Raw genomic sequence first — 20,011 nt, 5'->3', positions numbered from 1 at the left:
CGGGGTCCGGGGCGCGGCCCGGGGGAACGGGGGAAGGGGGAGAGTGCGGCTCCGCGCAGCGGTACGGCGGCGGCCCCGCCCGCAGCGGCCCGCGCTCCCGCGCAGCGGTACGCGGCAGTCGGCCCGCGTCCCCGGCCGGCCAGGCCTAACGCAGCGCGTCGCGGTGGTCGCCGCCCGCCTCCGTGACGATCTCCGCCGGGGACTGCGCCGGGCGGGCCAGGGTGAAGCGGACGCCGCCCTGCGGGCCGGGCGCGGCCGTGAAGCCGTGGACCGCCGGGCGGGGGAGGCTGTTGTAGCCGTAGTGGGCCGTGAAGGCGTACGCGCCCGTGTCCGGGACGGCGATCACGTCGCCGGGGGACAGCTCCGGCAGCTCCCGGGCGGTGGCCAGCAGGTCCCCCGCGAAGCAGGCCGGGCCCGCGACGTCCTGGGCCACCGGGGCGCCGGTCCTGGGCGCGCCCTTGGCGTCGTACGCCAGGATCCGCAGCGGCCAGGCCGCCGGCGCGTACACGGTGCGGGTCGCCAGCTGGACGCCCGCGTGGGTCAGGGCGATGCGGCGGCCGCCGGTCGTCTTCGTGTACTCGACCCGCGCCAGCACCAGCCCGTGCTTGGCCAGCAGTGACCGCCCGAACTCGGTGACCAGGCCGTACGAGCCGTCGAAGAGCGCCGGGACGGCCCCGCGCAGGGCCGCCACGTACTCCCCGTACGCCGGGGCGTGCTCGTCCGAGGCGAAGTTCACCGGCAGCCCGCCGCCGATGTCGAGGGTGTCCACCCGGCGCTCCCCGGCCGCCGCGTTGATCTCCTCGGCCAGCCGGTGCAGCTCCCGGACCCCCTCGGCGATCAGCTCCAGCGGCACGCCCTGCGAGCCCGAGTGGGTGTGCAGCCGGTTCAGCCACGGCCGCTCCAGGAAGGCCCGTACGAGCCCCTCGCGCGCCCCCGGATCGCGCAGCGCGAAGCCGAACTTGGAGGTGGCCGTGGCCGTGGACAGGGCGCCGATGGACCCGGCGCCCGTCTGCGGGTTGATCCGCAGCCCGACCGGGGAGCGCGCGGGGGCCGCCGCCGTCAGGGCGTCCAGGCGCTCCAGCTCCTGCCGGTTGTCGGCGTTGACGGCGATCCCCAGGGCCAGTGCCTCGCGCAGCTCCGACGCCGTCTTGGCGGGGGAGTCCAGCACCGTCCGCTCCGCCGGGACCCCGGCCGCCCGGGCCAGGGCGAGCTCGCCGGGGCTGGCCACCTCGCAGCCGAGCCCGGCGTCCGCGAGCAGCCGCAGTACGGGCACCAGCGGGGCGGCCTTCACCGCGAAGGTGTGCAGGACGGGCGTGCCGGGCGCCACGGCGGCCGCGAAGGCGGCCGTCAGGGCGGCCGCGGAGGAGCGGATTCCGGCCGTGTCCAGCAGACAGACCACCGGCTCGCGCTCCAGCAGCCCCTGCTCCACGGCGGCCCGTACGGCCCGGTCACGGCGCTCCGCGGCGCCCTGCGTGTGCGTGTCGGCAGCCATGTCCGCCATCCCATCATCAGGCCGACCCGCCCGCAGCTGTTGACTGGAACTATTCATGCGGCGAGGATGTGAATGGATTGACCAACATCGGAGGAGGCACCAGCCATGTCAGGACCCCGCCCCGTACGGGCCGCGCGAGGCACCGAGCTCAGCACCCTGGGATGGCAGCAGGAGGCCGCCCTCCGGATGCTGCAGAACAACCTCGACCCCGAGGTCGCCGAGCACCCCGACAAGCTCGTCGTCTACGGCGGCACCGGCAAGGCCGCCCGCGACTGGCGCTCGTACGACGCGATGGTCCGCACCCTGCAGACCCTCAAGCAGGACGAGACCATGCTGGTCCAGTCGGGCCGCCCGGTCGGCGTGATGCAGACCCACGAGTGGGCGCCGCGCGTCCTGCTCGCCAACTCCAACCTGGTCGGCGACTGGGCCAACTGGGAGGAGTTCCGCCGCCTGGAGCACCTCGGCCTGACCATGTACGGCCAGATGACCGCCGGCTCCTGGATCTACATCGGCACCCAGGGCATCCTCCAGGGCACCTACGAGACCTTCGCCGCCGTCGCCGCGAAGAAGTTCGGCGGCACCCTCGCCGGCACCATCACCCTCACCGCCGGCCTCGGCGGCATGGGCGGCGCCCAGCCGCTGGCCGTGACGATGAACGACGGCGTCGCCATCTGCATCGACGTCGACCCGCGCGCCATCGAGCGCCGCATCGAGCACCGCTACCTGGACGTCAAGGCCGACAACCCGGCCCACGCCCTCCAGCTGGCCACCGAGGCCCGCGACGCCCGCCGCCCGCTCTCCATCGGCCTCCTCGGCAACGCCGCCGAGCTGCTCCCGCAGATGCTGGCGGAGGGCGCGCCGATCGACATCGTCACCGACCAGACCAGCGCCCACGACCCGCTGGCCTACCTGCCGGTCGGCGTCGACTTCGAGGACATGGCCGACGCCGCCGCCAAGGACCCGGCCGGCTTCACCACCCGCGCCCGCGAGTCGATGGCCAAGCACGTCGAGGCCATGGTCGGCTTCATGGACGCCGGCGCCGAGGTCTTCGACTACGGCAACTCCATCCGCGGCGAGGCCCAGCTGGCCGGCTACGACCGCGCCTTCGCCTTCCCCGGCTTCGTCCCCGCCTACATCCGCCCGCTGTTCTGCGAGGGCAAGGGCCCCTTCCGCTGGGCCGCCCTGTCCGGCGAGGCCTCGGACATCGCCAAGACCGACAAGGCGATGCTGGAGCTCTTCCCGGAGAACGAGTCCCTGCACCGCTGGATCAAGATGGCCGGCGAGCGCGTCCACTTCCAGGGCCTGCCCGCCCGCATCTGCTGGCTCGGCTACGGCGAGCGCGACCGGGCCGGCGAGCGCTTCAACGACATGGTCGCGAGCGGCGAGCTGGCCGCCCCGCTGGCCATCGGCCGCGACCACCTCGACTGCGGCTCCGTCGCCTCCCCGTACCGCGAGACCGAGGCCATGCTCGACGGCTCCGACGCCATCGCCGACTGGCCGCTGCTCAACGCCATGGTCAACGTGGCCTCCGGCGCCTCCTGGGTCTCCATCCACCACGGCGGCGGCGTCGGCATGGGCCGCTCCATCCACGCCGGCCAGGTCACCGTCGCCGACGGCACCCCGCTGGCCGGCGAGAAGATCCGCCGCGTCCTCACCAACGACCCCGGCATGGGCGTCATCCGCCACGTCGACGCCGGCTACGACATCGCCGAGAACGTCGCCGACGAGCGCGGCGTCCGCGTCCCGATGCGCGAGGGTGACTCCGCGTGAGCTTGCCGCACGACCCGTCCCCGGCCGCACGGCCGGGGACGGGGTCCTCCCCGGGGTCCTCGTTCCACGAGATGTGGGCCGACCTCGCCCCCGTCGGCCGCCACGCCGACACCGGCGGCTACCGGCGCTACGCCTGGACCGGCGCCGACTCCGACTGCCGGGCCTGGTTCCGGGGCCAGGCCGAGGCGCGCGGGCTCACGTACGAGGTGGACCGCAACGGCAACCAGTGGGCCTGGCTCGGCGACCCCCTCGCGGGCGACGCCGTGGTCACCGGCTCCCACCTGGACTCCGTCCCCGACGGCGGGGCCTTCGACGGCCCCCTCGGCGTGGTGTCCTCGTTCGCCGCCCTGGACGAGCTCCGCGCCCGCGGCACCGCCCTCACCCGGCCCCTCGCCATCACCAACTTCGGCGACGAGGAGGGCGCCCGCTTCGGGCTGGCCTGCGTCGGCTCCCGGCTCGCCGCCGGACAGCTGACGAAGGAGAAGGCGTACGAACTGCGCGACGCCGACGGCGTCAGCCTGCCGCAGGCCATGGAGGCCGCCGGGTACGACCCGGAGGCCATCGGCGCCGACCCCGAACGCCTCGCCCGCATCGGCGCCTTCGTCGAACTGCACGTCGAACAGGGCCGCGCCCTCGACCTGTCCGGCGACCGCGTGGGCATCGCCTCCGCGATCTGGCCGCACGGACGCTGGCGGTTCGACTTCCACGGCGAGGCCAACCACGCGGGCACCACCCGCCTGGTGGACCGCCGCGACCCGATGCTCTCGTACGCGCACACCGTGCTCGCCGCCCGGCAGGAGGCGGCCCTCGCCGGCGCCGTCGCCACCTTCGGCAAGATCTCCGTCGAGCCGAACGGCGTCAACGCCATCCCCTCCCTCGTGCGGGGCTGGCTCGACTCCCGCGCCGCCGACCAGGCCACCCTCGACACGGTCGTCACGGCCGTCGAGAAGGCCGCCCGCGAGCACGCCGACCGCGACGGCATCGACCTGACCGTCGTACGGGAGTCCTTCACCCCCGTCGTCGAGTTCGAGCACGCCCTGCGCGACGAGCTCAACCGCATCCTCGGCGGATCCGTCCCGGTCCTCGGCACGGGCGCGGGACACGACGCCGGAATCCTCTCCGCGTCGGTCCCGACCGCGATGCTGTTCGTGCGCAACCCCACCGGCGTCTCCCACTCGCCGCGGGAGTTCGCGGCCGAGGACGACTGCGTCGCCGGGGTCCTCGCACTCGCCGACGTACTGGAAGGCCTGGCATGCCGCTGAAGACGTACTGGCTGGAGCACGCCTGGCTCGGCGACACCGTCGAGCCGGGCGTCGCCCTGGAGGTCTCGGCCGACGGGCGGATCGCCGCCCTGCGCACCGGGACGGACACCCCGCCCCCCGGCGCCGAGGTACTGCGCGGCCTGACCCTCCCCGGCCTGGCCAACGCGCACTCGCACGCCTTCCACCGGGCACTGAGGGGCACCGTCCAGGTCGGCTCGGGCACCTTCTGGACCTGGCGCGACGTCATGTACAAGGTCGCCCAGAACCTCACCCCCGACAGCTACTTCGACCTGGCCCGCGCCGTGTACGCGGAGATGGCCCTGGCCGGCATCACCAACGTCGGCGAGTTCCACTACGTCCACCACGCGCCCGGCGGCACCCCGTACGCCGACCCCAACGCCATGGGCGAGGCCCTGATCGAGGCCGCCGCCGCGGCGGGCATCCGCATCACCCTCCTCGACACCGCGTACCTCTCCTCCGGCTTCGGCGAGGCCCCCAACGAGCACCAGAAGCGCTTCTCCGACGGCACCGCCGACGCCTGGGCCGAGCGGGTCTCCGCCCTCAAGCCCCGCGAGCACGCGCTGATCGGCGCGGCCGTCCACTCCGTGCGCGCGGTCCCGGCGGACCAGCTCGCCACGGTCGCCGGCTGGGCGCAGGAGCGGCGGGCCCCCCTGCACGTCCACCTGTCCGAGCAGACGGCGGAGAACGACGCCTGCCAGGACGCCCACGGCCGCACGCCCACCCAGCTGCTCGCCGACCACGGGGTCCTCGGCCCGCACACCACCGGCGTCCACAACACGCACCTCACCGACGCGGACATCGCCCTCCTCGGCGGGACCACCACCGGCACCTGCATGTGCCCCACCACCGAACGCGACCTCGCCGACGGCATCGGCCCGGCCGGCCGGCTCCAGCGGGCGGGCAGCCCGCTGTCGCTCGGCAGCGACAGCCACGCCGTGATCGACCTCCTGGAGGAGGCCCGCGCGATGGAGCTCAACGAGCGCCTCGCCAGCCGCACCCGGGGCCACTGGACGGCGAACGCCCTGCTCCGGGCCGCCACCGAGGACGGCCACGCCGCGCTCGGCCTGCCCGACGCCGGCCGCCTGGAGGCGGGCGCCCTCGCCGACTTCACCACCGTCGCCCTGGACTCCGTGCGCACCGCCGGTCCGCTGCCGCGCCTCGGCGCGGAGACGGCCGTCTTCGCCGCCTCGGCCGCCGACGTCCGCCACACGGTGGTCGGCGGCCGGCACGTGGTCCGCGACGGCGCCCACACCCTGGTCGGGGACGTCGCCGCGGCCCTGGCCGACTCGATCGCCGCCGTCCGCGGCTGACAGCCTGGAGCCCCCACCCCGCCACCAGATCCAGCCTCGCCGGCGTTTGAGGCGCGGGGTCCGGGGCGGAGCCCCGGGAAACGGAGAAAGGGCGGGGTGGGGGACAGAACCCTCCGAGAGGAACCCCGTGTCCACCACCCTGATCACCAACATCGGCAGCCTCGTCACCAACGACCCCGCCCTCGGCGACGGCACCCCCCTCGGGCTGATCGAGAACGCGGCCGTCGTCATCGACGGCGACACGGTCGCCTGGGTCGGCCCCGCCGGCAACGCCCCCGCCGCCGACGCGTCCTTCGACGCGCAGGGCCGCGCCGTCATCCCCGGCTTCGTCGACTCGCACAGCCACCTCGTCTTCGCCGGCGACCGCACCGCCGAGTTCAACGCCCGGATGTCCGGCCGCAGCTACTCCGCCGGCGGCATCCGCACCACCGTCGCCGCCACCCGCGCCGCCACCGACGCGGAGCTGGAGGCCAACCTGCTGCGCCACCTCGACGAGGCCCGCCGCCAGGGCACCACCACCTTCGAGACCAAGTCCGGCTACGGCCTCACCGTCGCCGACGAGGCCCGCGCCCTGCGCATCGCCTCCGCGCACACCGAGGAGGTCACCTACCTCGGCGCGCACATCGTCTCCCCCGACTACGCCGACGACCCGGCCGGCTACGTCGGCCTCGTCACCGGCGAGATGCTGGCGGCCTGCGCCCCGTACGCCCGCTGGGTGGACGTCTTCTGCGAGAAGGGCGCCTTCGACGGCGACCAGGCCCGCGCCATCCTCACCGCCGGCGCCGCCGCCGGGCTGATCCCGCGCGTCCATGCCAACCAGCTCTCCTACGGGCCCGGCGTGCAGCTCGCCGTCGAGCTGGAGGCGGCCTCCGCCGACCACTGCACCCACCTCACCGACGCCGACGTGGACGCCCTCGCCCAGGCCGCGGGCACCACCGTCGCGACCCTCCTGCCCGGCGCCGAGTTCTCCACCCGCGCCCAGTGGCCCGACGCCCGCCGGCTGCTCGACGCGGGAGCCACCGTCGCCCTGTCGACGGACTGCAACCCCGGGTCCTCGTACACGAGCTCCATGCCGTTCTGCATCGCCCTCGCGGTCCGGGACATGGGCATGACCCCCGACGAGGCCCTGTGGGCCGCCACCGCCGGCGGGGCCCGCGCGCTGCGCCGCGGCGACATCGGCCGCCTGGCGCCCGGCGCCCGTGCCGACCTGGCCCTGCTCGACGCCCCGAGCCACGTCCACCTCGCCTACCGCCCGGGCGTCCCGCTCGTCTCCGCCGTCTGGCAGCGGGGGGTCCGCGCCGCCTGACCGGCGGCTCCGGCGCGCCCGCCGGAGCATCCGCCGGACCGCCCGAAAGTGCCATCCGCCCTTTGTCTTCCCTCCGTGAGGTCCCGGGCGTACCTTGTGCCACCAATCTGATGTGTCGTCAGTAACTTGTGGCCCGAGGGGAAGACGAAGGTGTCCGACCGGAAACGCTCCACCGCACTCGCGCCGGCGCTCGCGCTCGCCCTCGCCGGGTCCGCGGTCCTGCTCGCCGCCCCCGCGGCCCACGCCGACGTGGTCGACGTCGAGTACAAGTGCCAGACCCCGATCGGGGACAAGTCGGCGGTCTCGCCCATCGACATCAAGGCCGTCAAGGAGGGCGACGGCTACAAGCTGACGATGTCCTTCCAGAAGGGCGTCTCCTCCAGCCCCATCGAGCTCGGCAAGGGCGCGATGAACCCCAGCGCCGTGATCATGACCGACGGCGCCGAGAAGGTCTCCGTACCGGTCTCCGGACCGCCCAACCCCGAGGCCGCGCCCGCCAACACCCCCATCAAGATCACCGACCTGTCGGGCGGCTACACCCCGAAGAAGAGCGGCAAGGTCACCTTCACCGCGGGCGTCCTCACCATCAAGGCGATGGGGACCACCACCACCTGCACCCCGGGCAACAGCCCCAAGCCGTCCCTGGAGATGGACGTCACGGCGGCCGGCGGCGGAGCCCCGCAGACCGGCGGCGGTGGCGGGGACACCCTCCCGCAGACCGGCCCCGCCGACTCCGCCCTCGCCCTCGGCACCCTCGGCGCCACCGTGCTCCTCTCCGGCGCCGCCGGAGTGCTCTGGCTGACCCGGCGCGGCCGGCAGCCCCAGCGGACCCGGTCCTGAACGGAGCGCCCGCCCTTGCTCCCCACCCTCGGACGACGCGGCGTCGAGCGGCTCGGCGCCGTCCTCCTCGCCGCCGTCACCCTGTACGGCCCCACGGCCCAGGCCGCGGCCGCCGGCGAGCCCGGCGCGGCCGGCTGGACCGCCGGGCCGGCCACCGCCCGCCCCGGCTCCGCGCGCCCGTACTTCTACCTCGCGGGCCCCGCCGGCACCGTCCTGGAGGACCGCCTCACCCTCGACAACCCCGGCGACCGCGAGCACACCGTCACCCTGCGCGGGGCCGACGCCTACAACACCCCGGACGGCGCCCTCGCCGTGCGCCCCGCCGCGCCGGGGGCCTCCGGCGCGGGCTCCTGGATCAGCTTCGGCGGCTCCGCCACCGTGAAGCTCCCGCCCCGCACCCGCGCGGTGGTCCCCTTCACCGTCACCGTGCCGCCCGCCGCCCCGCCCGGGGACCACCCGGCCGCCGTCGTCGCGAACGGGGACGGCCGCGAGGCGGGCGTACGGATCCACCTGCGCGTCGGGGGCCCGGCCGTGGCCGCCCTCACCGTCGAGGACGTCTCCGTACGCGGCCACGGCGCGGCCGCCGTCGTGGACTACACCCTCGTCAACCGGGGCAACGTGGCCCTCAGCCCCGAGCTCGCCCTCAGCGCCGAGGGCACCCTCCGCGAGGTCCCGGGCCGGCCCGCCCGCGCCCTGTCCGTCGAGCTGCTGCCCGGCCAGCGGGCCCGGCTGAGCGAACCCTGGCCCGGCGCGCCCGCCCTCGACCGGGTCGCCCTCACCCTCACGGCCACCGCCCCCGGCGCAGCCCCGGCCACCGCCGCCGCCCGGGCCTGGCTGGCCCCCGGCGGCACCGCCGGCCTGGCCGCCGGGGCCCTGCTCGCCCTCGCCGGGACCGCACTGGCCGCGCTGCTCCTCGTACGGGCCCGGCGCACCCGGCGCACCCGGCGCGAGGAGGCGCCGGGGGGCCCGGGGAGCCCGCCGGCCGGGGCACCGGCCCGCGAGGACGTCGAAGCGCACGAGCACGAGCTGACGGGAGCACCCAGGTGAGCCGCACGGCCGGCCCGAAGGCCGCATCCCCCCTCGGCGCGGCCCTGGCGGCACTCGCCCTGGCGCTGCTCCCGCTGCTCCCGGCGGCCGCCCCGGCCGCGGCGGCGGAGGGCAAGCCCACCGCGACGCTCTCCCTCCAGGAGGCGGCCAAGGGCACCGAGATCACGGTCACCGGCACCGGCTGGCCGACGAAGACCCTCGTCATGCTGCTGGTCTGCGGCCAGAACATGATCGGCGGTACCAACAGCTGCGCCAACGCCGACGGAACGGCCGTCTCCGTCACCGACGACGGCCGTTTCACCGCCAGGCTGCCCGTGGCGGAGCCGCCCAAGCCCTGCCCCTGCGTGGTCAACGTGACCTCCGTCAACGGCGACCAGTCCACCGTGGCCGCGCCGATCAGGATCACCGGCCATCCGGTGGCCGACCTGCCCCCCGAGTCCGGCACGGCCCGGCTCGCGATGCTGACGGGGGTCCGGCTCAAGGGCGAGGACGGGGTGCTGACCTGGTTCGGCGCCCCGCCCGGCCGCACGTTCACCGCCACCGTCGGCAACCTCGGCTCGGCCCCGGTCAAGGACCCCGTCTTCCAGCTCGGCACCGCGCAGGGGGTCTTCGCCCCGGTGTGGGAGGAGGCCCGCTGGAAGGGGACCATCCCGCCCGGCGGCAAGGCGGAGGTCGCGCTGGACGTGGCCCTGCCGGCGGGCGCCCACGGCGACTACACCGTCTCCCTCAAATACGGGGACACGGTCCTGGCCGCCCAGCCCTGGGGCGTGGACCGCCCGTACGGGGTGCTGCTCTTCTGGGGCCTGCTGCTGGTGGTGATCCCGACGGCGCTCTTCCGGGCGGGCATGGCCGTCGTCGACCGGGTCCGGCCCCGCGCGGGGTCCGCCGGCCGCCACCGGGGCCCGAAGGCCGCCCCGGACCCGGCCTGGGCGGTCACCGCCCGCCTGCCCGAGGTCACCGCCGCCGGGGCTCCCGGGGCCGCGCCGCCGGCCCTCCCGTGGTTCACCCCGCAGCCGCAGCCGCCGGAATCCGCACCGCGGCCGCGGGACGCGGGACCCCCACAGACATCCGCACCGTCCGATCACAGTCCGACGACGAAGGGACCATCGTGAAGACCCAACGGAGGGCGAGCGCGGCCTTGGCCGCGCTGCTGCTCAGCGGCGCGGGTATCGCCGTGGCGGCTTCCCCCGCCCAGGCCGCCGAAGCCACGTTCAAGGTCAAGTGCGTACCGCCGGCCGGCGGCGGCGATCCGGTGGAGGGCGAGACCACCGCGAAGATCACCGCACCGGCCACGGCCAAGGTCGGCGACGAGGTCGACGTGTCGTGGGAGACGGTGAAGCCGGCCTCGAACAACACCGACCTGATGGTGATCCCGAAGGACTCGGTCCAGCCCACCGGCTGGCTCACCGTCGGAGGCGGGGGAGGGGAGGTCAAGGTCGTCGGGGAGAAGAAGAACCCGGAGATACCGAAGAAGGCCCCCATGGTGATGTCCACCATGAAGGGCAAGCTGAAGCTGACCAAGGCCGGCAAGATCACCGTGACCCCGGGCAAGTACGAGGTCGCGGTGACCTTCTCCTTCGGCACCTTCGTCACCAAGTGCGCCCCGGTGGGGGAGGTGAAGGGCGGCGCGGTCATCGACGTGACGGACGGCGGCGGCAGCGGCGGTACGACCACCGGAGGCACGACCACCGGAGGCACGACGACGGGCGGTACGACGACCGGCGGCGCGACGACCGGCGGCTCCACCACCACGGGCGGTTCGACCACCTCCTCGGGCGGCTCCGGCGGCAGCGGTGGCCAGACCGACTTCCCGGGCAAGGCGGTCGAGGTGGCCTACGACTGCGGCGCGGTCGTCCCCGGCGGCATCAAGACCCCGGTCACCATCAACGCCAAGAAGAACGCCGGCGGCGCCTTCGACCTCACGGTCAAGACCGCCAAGGGGGCCATGGCCGCCCCCATGGCGCTGCCCGCGGGGGCCCTCAAGCCCTCGATGGACATCAAGCTCGGCGGCGCCGACAGCGGCACGGTCAAGGTCACCGGCCCGGCCAACGCCGAGCCGATCCCGGACAAGGCCCCGGTCAGCCTCAGCGACATGACGGGCACCTACAAGCCCGGCAAGTCGGGCAAGGTGACGCTGAGCCCCGACCAGCTGACGATCGACGTCACGATGGCCCCGGGCTCCACCCCGATCAACGTGCCCTGCAAGGCGGCCAGCAGCGGCGTCTCCCTGGAGCTGGACACCACCGCCCAGCCGGGCGGCTCGGGTTCCACCTCCTCGGGCTCCGCGGCCTCCGGCAGCTCCGGCACCTCGGGCGGCCTCGCCGAGACCGGCGCCGACGACGACGGCGGCATCAGGGCGCTCGCCCTGGTCGCCGGCACCGTCATCCTGCTCGGCGGCGCGGTCTTCACCTTCACCCCGTGGCGCCGCCTGCGCGGCACCCGCTAGGCCCTCCCGGTGATGGGGAGTGCGCACCCTTCGTCCCAGGGTGCGCACTCCGGCTTCTGCCGCCGCGAATCCCCGACGAAGCCGGACTTCAATTCACCCCTTCAATGCGTGACGGTTAAACATTTGTGGGTGATCCAACCGGTGGGTAACCTCCTCTCGTGATGAGGTCGCCGGGGGGTGTTCTCCATCCCGCATCGATTTCATTCGGTTCCGCTGTTGAACAGCAAGGCCTTCGAAGCACGGGGTATGAAGTGAAGTTCAAGTCTGTAATCATCGCGGTCACTGCTGCGTCGGCGATGGCTGTGCTCGGCGCGCCCGCGGCTTCCGCGGCGCCGGCGGGCGGCATCGACGGAGGCTGCAAGACCACCGCCGGCATGGACAAGCTGGGCCGCCCGAACGCCACGTCCCGCTGCAGCGGCCGGTTCCCCTCGGGGGCTGCCCACCGCGCCGTGATCACCTGTGACCTCGTCCAGGGCGCGCGTGAGCACGTTGTCCGGCGGACCTTCCGCAGCGACTGGGCCCCCACGAGCTCGCCGGCCACGGTCCGCTGCGGATTCAAGGCCTTCCTGGTCGGGTTTTCCTCCGAGGTGAAGGGCGCCTGATTCCCCGGGGCCCCTTCTCTGATTCAGATTATCTGCCCGGACATGAACGAAGTCCGGTCCGGAATTGACCATCCGGATATTTCCAGGATTAGGATTTCCGGGGAACCAAAAGGGGCGGCCCCGCACACCTTCCGGTGTGCGGGGCCGCCCCTATGGGGCCGGTGCGTCAGCGCACCTCGCCCATCTGCTCCTTGACGTTCTTGCGGTACATGAAGACCGCGACGCCGGCCAGGACGGCGAGGGTGGCCTCGATGGCGACCGCGACCGTGCCGTTCAGGTCGACGGCGAACACCGCCGGGTCGGACAGGAGGCCGGTGATGGAGTCACCGGCCGTGACCGCGAGGAACCACACGCCCATCATCTGCGACGCGTACTTGGCCGGGGCCATCTTCGTGGTGACCGACAGGCCGACGGGGGAGATGCACAGCTCGCCCACGGTCATGATCAGGTAGATGCCGACCAGCCACATCGGGGTGACGGCCTGGCCGTTGGCGGCCAGGGCGATCGGAACCAGGAAGAAGAAGAACGACACGCCGATGACGAACAGGCCCGCGGCGAACTTGCCGACCGTCGAGGGCTCCTTGCCCTTGCGGTTCAGCCACAGCCAGATCCAGGCGAAGACCGGGGCCAGGGCCATGACGAAGAGCGGGTTCAGCGACTGGTACCAGGACGAGGGGAACTCGAAGCCGAGCAGGGACCCGGCGGCCTTGGTCTCGCCGAAGGACTGGACGGTGGAGGCGCCCTGGTCGTAGATCATCCAGAAGACCGCGGCCGCGACGAAGAACCAGATGTAGCCGGTCATCTTCGACTGCTCGGACCGGTTGAGGTCCTTGTCGCGCTTGATGCGGATCAGCACGCCCGTCGGCACGATCAGGCCGATCACGGTCAGCGGGATGGTCGCCCAGGCCTTGGTGAACATGCCGGCCATGCCCACGGCGGTGTAGAACACGGCGACGACCGCGACCACGGCGACGATCTTGCGGATCCAGGCGGAGCGCTCGTCGGCCGACAGCGGCTTCGGGACGACGGAGCTGACCGGGTTCAGGTTCTTCGTGCCCAGCAGGAAGGCGACCAGGCCGATGCCCATGCCCACCGCGGCCATGGCGAAGCCGAGGTGCCAGTTGACCTTCTGTCCGACGGTGCCGATGACCAGCGGAGCGAAGAAGGCGCCGGCGTTGATGCCCATGTAGAAGATGGTGAAGCCGCCGTCACGGCGCGGGTCGTTCGCGTCCTTGTACAGCTGGCCGACCATCGTGGAGATGTTGGCCTTCAGCAGACCGGAACCGATGGCCACGAGGGCCAGGCCGACGAAGAAGGTCGCGCCGCCCGGCAGGGCGAGGACCACGTGACCCGACATGATCGTCACGGCCGCGATGGTCACGGTCTTGCGGGGACCCCAGACGCGGTCACCCAGCCACCCGCCCGGAAGGGCGAGGAGGTAGACCATGGAGGCGTAGATGGAGAACACGGTGATCGCCGTGCCCTCGTCCATCCCGATGCCGCCGGCCATGCTGCCCTTTTTGGCATCCGGGCCACCGGAGAGCAGGTAGACGAGGAGCAGGGCCTTCATGCCGTAGAAGCTGAAACGCTCCCACATCTCGGTCATGAACAGAGTGGCCAGGCCACGGGGGTGGCCGAAGAAGGTCTTTTCAGGCGCCGGAGTCGCCGAGTCCTTCGTCAGGCTGGAAGCCATGGTCGATCCTTGCTTGCTCGGGACGCTTGGCTTCGTGAGCTGTTCAGCGCCCGGTGGGGGGGCGGGCCGGCACCGGCGACGGTGTCCCACCCCACGCCCTGGGGTTTCGTCCCCCGTCGTGCGGGGGTGAAGGGGCAGCCGTTACCGGGATCCACGCCCTGCGCGCCTCCTCGCGCGCCGGGCCCGGCCCATAGGTCATTCACTGTCATCTGGGCCGGAACCAACCGACCAGAGCAGAATTTGAGGTCTTTGGCTCGGATTTCGGCACAAAGATCCCCTGAGTAGTGCATCAGGCGTCTCGCCACCATACGACAGGACACCGCCGCATATGGAAGCCCTTGAGATATGGATCACAGGATTCCGGGGAACCGATCCGTCATGTTCGAAGGCAGGTAGTAGTTAATAACCCCAGTTCCAGAGGGGTGTCCGGGCAAGCGCCTGCTTTCAGCCGCTGCGGACTACCATCACCCACATGACGCGTGTACTGCTCGCCGAGGACGACGCATCCATCTCGGAACCCCTCGCCCGCGCCCTGCGCCGGGAGGGGTATGAGGTCGAGGTCCGGGAGGACGGCCCCACCGCCCTGGACGCCGGACTGCAGGGCGGCGTCGACCTCGTCGTCCTGGACCTGGGCCTCCCCGGCATGGACGGCCTGGAGGTGGCCCGGAGACTGCGCGCCGAGGGCCACGGCTTCCCGATCCTGGTCCTCACCGCCCGGGCCGACGAGGTCGACACGGTCGTCGGCCTCGACGCCGGCGCCGACGACTACGTCACCAAGCCCTTCCGCCTCGCCGAGCTGCTGGCCCGGGTACGGGCCCTGCTGCGGCGCGGCTCCACCGAGGCCAGCCAGGCCCCCGCCACCCACGGCGTGCGCATCGACGTCGAATCGCACCGCGCCTGGATGGGGGAGGAGGAGCTCCAGCTCACCGCCAAGGAGTTCGACCTGCTGCGCGTCCTGGTCCGCGACGCCGGCCGGGTCGTCACCCGCGACCAGCTGATGCGCGAGGTCTGGGACACCACTTGGTGGTCCTCCACCAAGACCCTCGACATGCACATCTCCTGGCTGCGCAAGAAGCTGGGCGACGACGCCGCCAACCCCCGCTACATCGCCACCGTCCGGGGCGTCGGCTTCCGCTTCGAGAAGAGCTGACCGTCCACCAGGGCGGACCCACGCCCTCCGGGGCATCGGGCATCCTCTAAGGCATGCGCCGCCGCCTCATCAACTCCACGCTCGCCGTGGTGCTCGTCGTGATCGCCGTGTTCGGGGTCTCCCTCGTCATCGTGGAGACCCGGACCATCACCAGCAGCGCCCAGGACCGCATCGGTTCCGAGGCGCTGCGGCTGCTCGGCACCGTCGAGGCGGACGCCCTCGAACGCAAGCCCGTCGACGCGGGCGCCATCGCCGAGCAGCTCGACCTCGGCACGTACGCCCGCATCACCATCCCCGGGCGGCCGGTGATCGAGGTCGGCGACCGGATCGACGACAGCGTCATCCGGGGCACCGCGCGCGGCGAGCAGGGCATGCTCGTGGTCGTCGAGGAGTCCCGCGCCACGGTCACCAAGGAAGTCGGGCGCACCCTGGCGGTGGTCGGGGCGGTGGCGCTGCTGGCCGTCGTGGCGGCCGTACTGCTCGCCGTACGCCAGGCCAACCGGCTGGCCTCCCCGCTCACCGACCTCGCCGAGACCGCCGAACGGCTCGGGTCGGGCGACCCGCGGCCCCGGCACAAGCGCTACGGGGTCCCCGAGCTGGACCGGGTCGCCGACGTGCTGGACTCCAGCGCGGAGCGGATCGCCCGCATGCTGACCGCCGAGCGGCGCCTCGCCGCCGACGCCTCCCACCAGCTGCGCACCCCCCTCACCGCCCTGTCGATGCGGCTGGAGGAGATCACGGTCACCGACGACCTGGAGACCGTGCGGGAGGAGGCGACCATCGCCCTCACCCAGGTGGAACGGCTCACGGACGTGGTCCAGCGGCTGCTGACGAACTCCCGGGACCCGCGGACCGGCTCGGCGGTCCCCTTCGACCTGGACGAGGTCGTCAAGCAGCAGGTGGAGGAGTGGCGGCCCGCCTACCGCAGCGCGGGACGGGCCGTCGTCCGCTCCGGCAAGACCGGGATGCGGGCCGTCGGCACCCCGGGGGCGGTCTCCCAGGTACTGGCGACCCTCGTGGAGAACGCGCTGATGCACGGCGGCGGCACCGTGGCCCTGCGCACCCGCGTGACCGGCAACCAGGCCGTCATCGAGGTCACGGACGAGGGTCCCGGCGTCCCCGCCGACCTCGGCAACCGGATCTTCGAGCGGGCCATCAGCGGCCGGAACTCCACCGGCATCGGACTGGCCGTCGCCCGGGACCTCGCGGAAGCGGACGGCGGCCGTCTGGAACTCCTCCAGAGCAGGCCGCCGGTGTTCGCGCTCTTCCTCAGCCGCACCGCCCCGGAGCGCGCGGAGCCGGAACGCACGGTCAGGTAGCCGTCAGCCCTGGTTGGCCGCGGGCTCCGGGGTGCGGGGAGCGGACGACTCCTGGCCGTCGTGCCCGTCGCGCTGCTCGACGACCAGCGAGTGCGCGGCCGGCGTGGGCAGCGCCTTGAAGACCCAGGTCCGGTAGGACCAGAAGCGGAACACGGTCGCCACGCCCATGCCGAAGAACTTGAAGACGTTGTTGGCGAGCGAGCTGTCGAAACCGAAGCCGTACGTGCCCACGTAGAGCACACCGCTCTCGATGACCATGCCGATCAGGCTGAACACGATGAAGAGGACCATCTCGCGGCGCCGGCTGCCCAGGTCGCGGTCACGGTAGGTGAAGTAGCGGAACCCCACGTAGTTCGTGATGATCGCGACCACGATGGCTATGACGTTGGCGCGCACCGTCTGCAGGTCGGTCGTGCTGCGCAGCAGGTTGAAGACGCCGAAGTTGACCAGGACGCCCGCGCCGCCGACCGCCCCGAACTTGACGACCTCCCGGGCCAGACCGCGGAAGCGCTCGGACAGCGGTACGGCGTTCGGCGTGCTGCTCATGTGATGGTTCAGTCCCTGTCCGTCGTCGTCGCCCCGCGGCGGCGCGTCACCGATCTCGTCAACCACACCATGCTAAGTGTCCCCCGTGGCGGGAGTCTGCGCCCCGGCACCCCGTGCGACGCACGGCACACGGGGCCTCAGGGACCCGCCGGCGGGTCCGCGCCAGGGTCCCGTCCGAATGGCGGAATACCGGCGGATACCCTGGGGGTGTGACGTTCCCGGTAGTCGGCATGGTCGGCGGCGGTCAGCTCGCCCGCATGACCCACGAGGCGGGCATCCCCCTCGGCATCAGATTCAAGATCCTCAGTGACACCCCACAGGACTCGGCGGCCCAGGTCGTGAGCGACGTCGTCATCGGCGACTATCGCGATCTGGAGACGTTGCGCGCCTTCGCGCGCGGCTGCGACGTGATCACCTTCGATCACGAGCACGTACCCACCGAGCACCTCCGGGCCCTGGAGTCGGACGGCATCCCCGTCCGGCCGGGGCCCGACGCGTTGGTGCACGCCCAGGACAAGGGGGTGATGCGCGCCAAGCTCGACGAGATCGGCGCGCCCAGCCCCCGCCACCGGATCGTGAGCGATCCGGCGGACGTGGCGGCCTTCGCGGAAGAGGTCGGCGGGTTCCCCGTCATCCTCAAGACGGTGCGCGGCGGGTACGACGGCAAGGGCGTGTGGTTCGTCCGCACCCCCGAGGACGCGGAGGCCCCCTTCAAGGCGGGCGTCCCGGTCCTCGCCGAGGAGAAGGTGGACTACGTCCGCGAGCTCGCGGCCAACATCGTCCGCTCCCCGCACGGCCAGGCGGTGGCCTACCCCGTCGTCGAGTCCATCCAGGTGGACGGGGTCTGCGACACGGTGATCGCCCCCGCCCCCAACCTCTCCGAGTCCCTCGCCGGCGAGGCCCAGGCCCTGGCCCTGCGCATCGCGCGTGAGCTCGACGTGACCGGCCACCTGGCCGTGGAGCTGTTCGAGACCACCGACGGCCGCATCCTCGTCAACGAGCTGGCCATGCGCCCGCACAACAGCGGCCACTGGACCCAGGACGGTGCGGTCACCTCCCAGTTCGCCAACCACGTCCGCGCGGTCCTGGACCTCCCCCTGGGCGACCCGCGCCCCCGGGCCCGCTGGACCGTCATGGCGAACGTGCTCGGCGGGGACTACCCCGACATGTACGCGGCGTACCTGCACTGCATGGCCCACGACCCGCAGGTGAAGATCCACATGTACGGCAAGGACGTGAAACACGGCCGGAAGGTCGGCCACGTCAACACCTACGGCGACGACCTGGACGATGTGCTGGAGCGCGCACGTCACGCAGCCGGCTACCTCAGAGGAACGATCACCGAATGAGCACCTCCCCCGTCGTAGGCATCGTCATGGGCTCGGACTCCGACTGGCCGGTCATGGAGGCCGCCGCCCAGGCCCTGGACGAGTTCGAGATCCCCTACGAGGTCGACGTCGTCTCCGCCCACCGCATGCCGCGCGAGATGGTCGCGTACGGCGAGCAGGCCGCCGACCGGGGCCTGAAGGCGATCATCGCGGGCGCGGGCGGAGCCGCCCACCTGCCCGGGATGCTCGCCTCCGTCACCCCGCTGCCCGTCATCGGCGTGCCGGTCCCGCTGAAGTACCTCGACGGCATGGACTCGCTGCTGTCGATCGTCCAGATGCCCGCCGGGGTTCCCGTCGCCACCGTCTCCGTCGCCGGAGCGCGCAACGCGGGCCTGCTGGCCGTACGCATGCTGGCCGCGCACGACCCGGAGCTGCTCGGCCGGATGCGCGACTTCCAGCAGGAGCTGAACGACCAGGCGACCGAGAAGGGCAAGCGGCTGCGCACGAAGGTCGCGGGCGCGGAGTCCTTCGGGTTCGGCAAGTGAGCGCGGCGGACCTGCTGGCGCAGGCCCGGGAGCTGCTCACCGAGTACCCGGTCGTCGACGGGCACAACGACCTGCCCTGGGCGCTGCGCCAGCAGGTCCGCTACGACCTCGACCGGCGGGACATCGCCGGCGACCAGTCGGACCACCTGCACACCGACCTCCCCCGGCTGCGGGCCGGCGGGGTCGGCGCCCAGTTCTGGTCCGTGTACGTGCGCTCCGACTACAGCGGCGACGAGGCGGTCAGCGCCACCCTGGAACAGATCGACGCCGTCGACCAGCTGATCACCCGTTACCCCGGCTCGCTGGTGCGCGCGCTGACGGCGGACGACATGGAGGCGGCCCGCGCCGAGGGCCGGATCGCCTCGCTGATGGGCGCCGAGGGCGGCCACTCCATCAACAACTCGCTCGCCACCCTGCGCGCCCTGCACCAGCTGGGCGTGCGGTACATGACGCTCACCCACAACGACACCATCGACTGGGCGGACTCGGCGACCGACGAACCCCGCCACGGCGGCCTCACCGGCTTCGGCCGCGAGGTCGTGCGCGAGATGAACCGCATCGGCATGCTCGTGGACCTCTCGCACGTCGCCGCGACGACGATGCGCGACGCCCTCGACACCTCGCGGGCGCCGGTGATCTTCTCCCACTCCTCGGCGCGCGCGGTCTGCGACCACCCGCGCAACGTCCCCGACGACGTGCTGGAGCGGCTGCCCGGCAACGGCGGCGTCGCGATGGCCACGTTCGTGCCCAAGTTCATCCTTCCCGCCGCCGTCGAGTGGACCCTCGCGGCGGACCAGAACCTGCGCGCGCACGGCTTCCACCACCTCGACACCACCCCGGAGGCCATGGCCCTGCACCGGGAGTTCGAAGCGGGCCGCCCGCGCCCGGTGGCCACCGCCGCCACCGTCGCCGACCACCTGGACCACATGCGCGAGGTGGCCGGCGTCGACCACATCGGCATCGGCGGCGACTTCGACGGCACCGCGTTCACCCCGGCGGGGCTGGACGACGTGTCGGGCTACCCGAACCTGATCGCGGAACTCATCGGGCGCGGCTGGTCCCGGACCGACCTGGCGAAGCTGACCTGGTCCAACGCGGTACGGGTGCTGCGCGACGCGGAATCGGCGGCCCGGGAGCTCTCGTCGCTCCACGGCCCGTCCAACGCCCGCCCCTGACGGCCCCGCGCACGGGGTCCGGGCCCGTCCCGGACCCCTCGGAGCCCGCCCGCGGACCGGGGCACCACCCGAATGCCGCATCCGCCGGGCGGCCCCGGCTCCCCACGTGTCACGGTGGCACCATCTTCTCTCCCTGCTGCCGCCGAGACCGGAGCCACT

Annotated in this window: 17 protein-coding genes; 14 read left to right on the top strand and 3 right to left on the bottom strand. The window is 73.0% G+C overall.

Going from position 1 to position 20,011, the window contains the following annotated elements; genetic code table 11:
• Positions 1-145 precede the first annotated feature (145 nt).
• Positions 146-1,492: a type III PLP-dependent enzyme domain-containing protein gene (locus ACZ597_RS25345; protein WP_471334260.1), complete on the bottom strand. Its 1,347-nt coding sequence runs from the start codon at positions 1,490-1,492 to the stop codon at positions 146-148.
• A 105-nt stretch (positions 1,493-1,597) separates the two neighbouring features.
• Between ACZ597_RS25345 and hutU the strand changes: the two genes are divergently transcribed.
• From hutU to ACZ597_RS25300, 9 genes are all read left to right on the top strand, one after another.
• A complete protein-coding gene (hutU, locus tag ACZ597_RS25340) occupies positions 1,598-3,262 on the top strand; it encodes a urocanate hydratase (RefSeq protein WP_471334258.1) in 1,665 nt (554 codons plus the stop codon).
• 71 nt (positions 3,263-3,333) lie between these two features.
• Entirely contained in the window at positions 3,334-4,524 is a 1,191-nt protein-coding gene (locus tag ACZ597_RS25335) for an allantoate amidohydrolase (protein ID WP_471334686.1), read from the top strand.
• Positions 4,515-5,855, top strand: coding sequence for a formimidoylglutamate deiminase (locus tag ACZ597_RS25330; RefSeq protein WP_471334255.1), 1,341 nt, complete (start codon positions 4,515-4,517; stop codon positions 5,853-5,855). The genes ACZ597_RS25335 and ACZ597_RS25330 overlap by 10 nt, the downstream gene beginning before the upstream one ends.
• 127 nt (positions 5,856-5,982) lie before the next feature.
• Positions 5,983-7,161, top strand: coding sequence for an imidazolonepropionase (gene hutI, locus ACZ597_RS25325; protein WP_471334252.1), 1,179 nt, complete (start codon positions 5,983-5,985; stop codon positions 7,159-7,161).
• Between the two features lie 150 nt (positions 7,162-7,311).
• Positions 7,312-8,001 (top strand): LPXTG cell wall anchor domain-containing protein, encoded by a 690-nt coding sequence (locus tag ACZ597_RS25320; protein WP_471334249.1) that lies wholly within the window; start codon positions 7,312-7,314, stop codon positions 7,999-8,001.
• Between the two features lie 15 nt (positions 8,002-8,016).
• Complete coding sequence (locus ACZ597_RS25315) at positions 8,017-9,048, top strand: COG1470 family protein (RefSeq protein WP_471334246.1); 1,032 nt, start codon at positions 8,017-8,019, stop codon at positions 9,046-9,048.
• Complete coding sequence (locus tag ACZ597_RS25310) at positions 9,045-10,160, top strand: hypothetical protein (protein WP_471334244.1); 1,116 nt, start codon at positions 9,045-9,047, stop codon at positions 10,158-10,160. Before ACZ597_RS25315 ends, ACZ597_RS25310 begins: the two co-directional genes overlap by 4 nt.
• Positions 10,157-11,494 (top strand): hypothetical protein, encoded by a 1,338-nt coding sequence (locus ACZ597_RS25305; protein WP_471334241.1) that lies wholly within the window; start codon positions 10,157-10,159, stop codon positions 11,492-11,494. Before ACZ597_RS25310 ends, ACZ597_RS25305 begins: the two co-directional genes overlap by 4 nt.
• 251 nt (positions 11,495-11,745) lie before the next feature.
• Positions 11,746-12,096 carry a hypothetical protein gene (locus tag ACZ597_RS25300; RefSeq protein WP_471334238.1) on the top strand — a complete coding sequence of 117 codons (351 nt, stop codon included), beginning with the start codon at positions 11,746-11,748 and terminating at the stop codon, positions 12,094-12,096.
• Between the two features lie 166 nt (positions 12,097-12,262).
• Here ACZ597_RS25300 and ACZ597_RS25295 read toward each other — a convergent pair whose 3' ends face one another.
• On the bottom strand, positions 12,263-13,789 hold the full coding sequence (locus tag ACZ597_RS25295) for a peptide MFS transporter (RefSeq protein WP_471334235.1): 1,527 nt from the start codon (positions 13,787-13,789) through the stop codon (positions 12,263-12,265).
• A gap of 472 nt (positions 13,790-14,261) precedes the next feature.
• Between ACZ597_RS25295 and ACZ597_RS25290 the strand changes: the two genes are divergently transcribed.
• Positions 14,262-14,939 (top strand): response regulator transcription factor, encoded by a 678-nt coding sequence (locus ACZ597_RS25290; protein WP_471334232.1) that lies wholly within the window; start codon positions 14,262-14,264, stop codon positions 14,937-14,939.
• 53 nt (positions 14,940-14,992) lie between these two features.
• On the top strand, positions 14,993-16,258 hold the full coding sequence (locus tag ACZ597_RS25285; protein ID WP_471334229.1) for an ATP-binding protein: 1,266 nt from the start codon (positions 14,993-14,995) through the stop codon (positions 16,256-16,258).
• Positions 16,259-16,261: 3 nt separating this feature from the next.
• Here the strand turns inward: ACZ597_RS25285 and ACZ597_RS25280 are convergent, their stop codons facing one another.
• Entirely contained in the window at positions 16,262-16,804 is a 543-nt protein-coding gene (locus ACZ597_RS25280; protein WP_471334226.1) for a GtrA family protein, read from the bottom strand.
• Positions 16,805-17,034: 230 nt separating this feature from the next.
• Here ACZ597_RS25280 and ACZ597_RS25275 point away from each other — a divergent pair, with 230 nt between their 5' ends.
• Genes ACZ597_RS25275 through ACZ597_RS25265 form a run of 3 tightly spaced genes read left to right on the top strand, consistent with a single transcriptional unit; the run spans position 17,035 to position 19,852 of the window.
• Positions 17,035-18,153: a 5-(carboxyamino)imidazole ribonucleotide synthase gene (locus tag ACZ597_RS25275; protein WP_471334683.1), complete on the top strand. Its 1,119-nt coding sequence runs from the start codon at positions 17,035-17,037 to the stop codon at positions 18,151-18,153.
• Positions 18,150-18,677, top strand: coding sequence for a 5-(carboxyamino)imidazole ribonucleotide mutase (gene purE / locus ACZ597_RS25270; protein ID WP_469115711.1), 528 nt, complete (start codon positions 18,150-18,152; stop codon positions 18,675-18,677). The genes ACZ597_RS25275 and purE overlap by 4 nt, the downstream gene beginning before the upstream one ends.
• Complete coding sequence (locus ACZ597_RS25265) at positions 18,674-19,852, top strand: dipeptidase (protein WP_471334224.1); 1,179 nt, start codon at positions 18,674-18,676, stop codon at positions 19,850-19,852. The genes purE and ACZ597_RS25265 overlap by 4 nt, the downstream gene beginning before the upstream one ends.
• Positions 19,853-20,011: the final 159 nt, after the last annotated feature.

The organism is Streptomyces sp. NPDC040718 (assembly GCF_055593565.1).
This window is presented reverse-complemented; position numbering and strand designations above follow the sequence as displayed.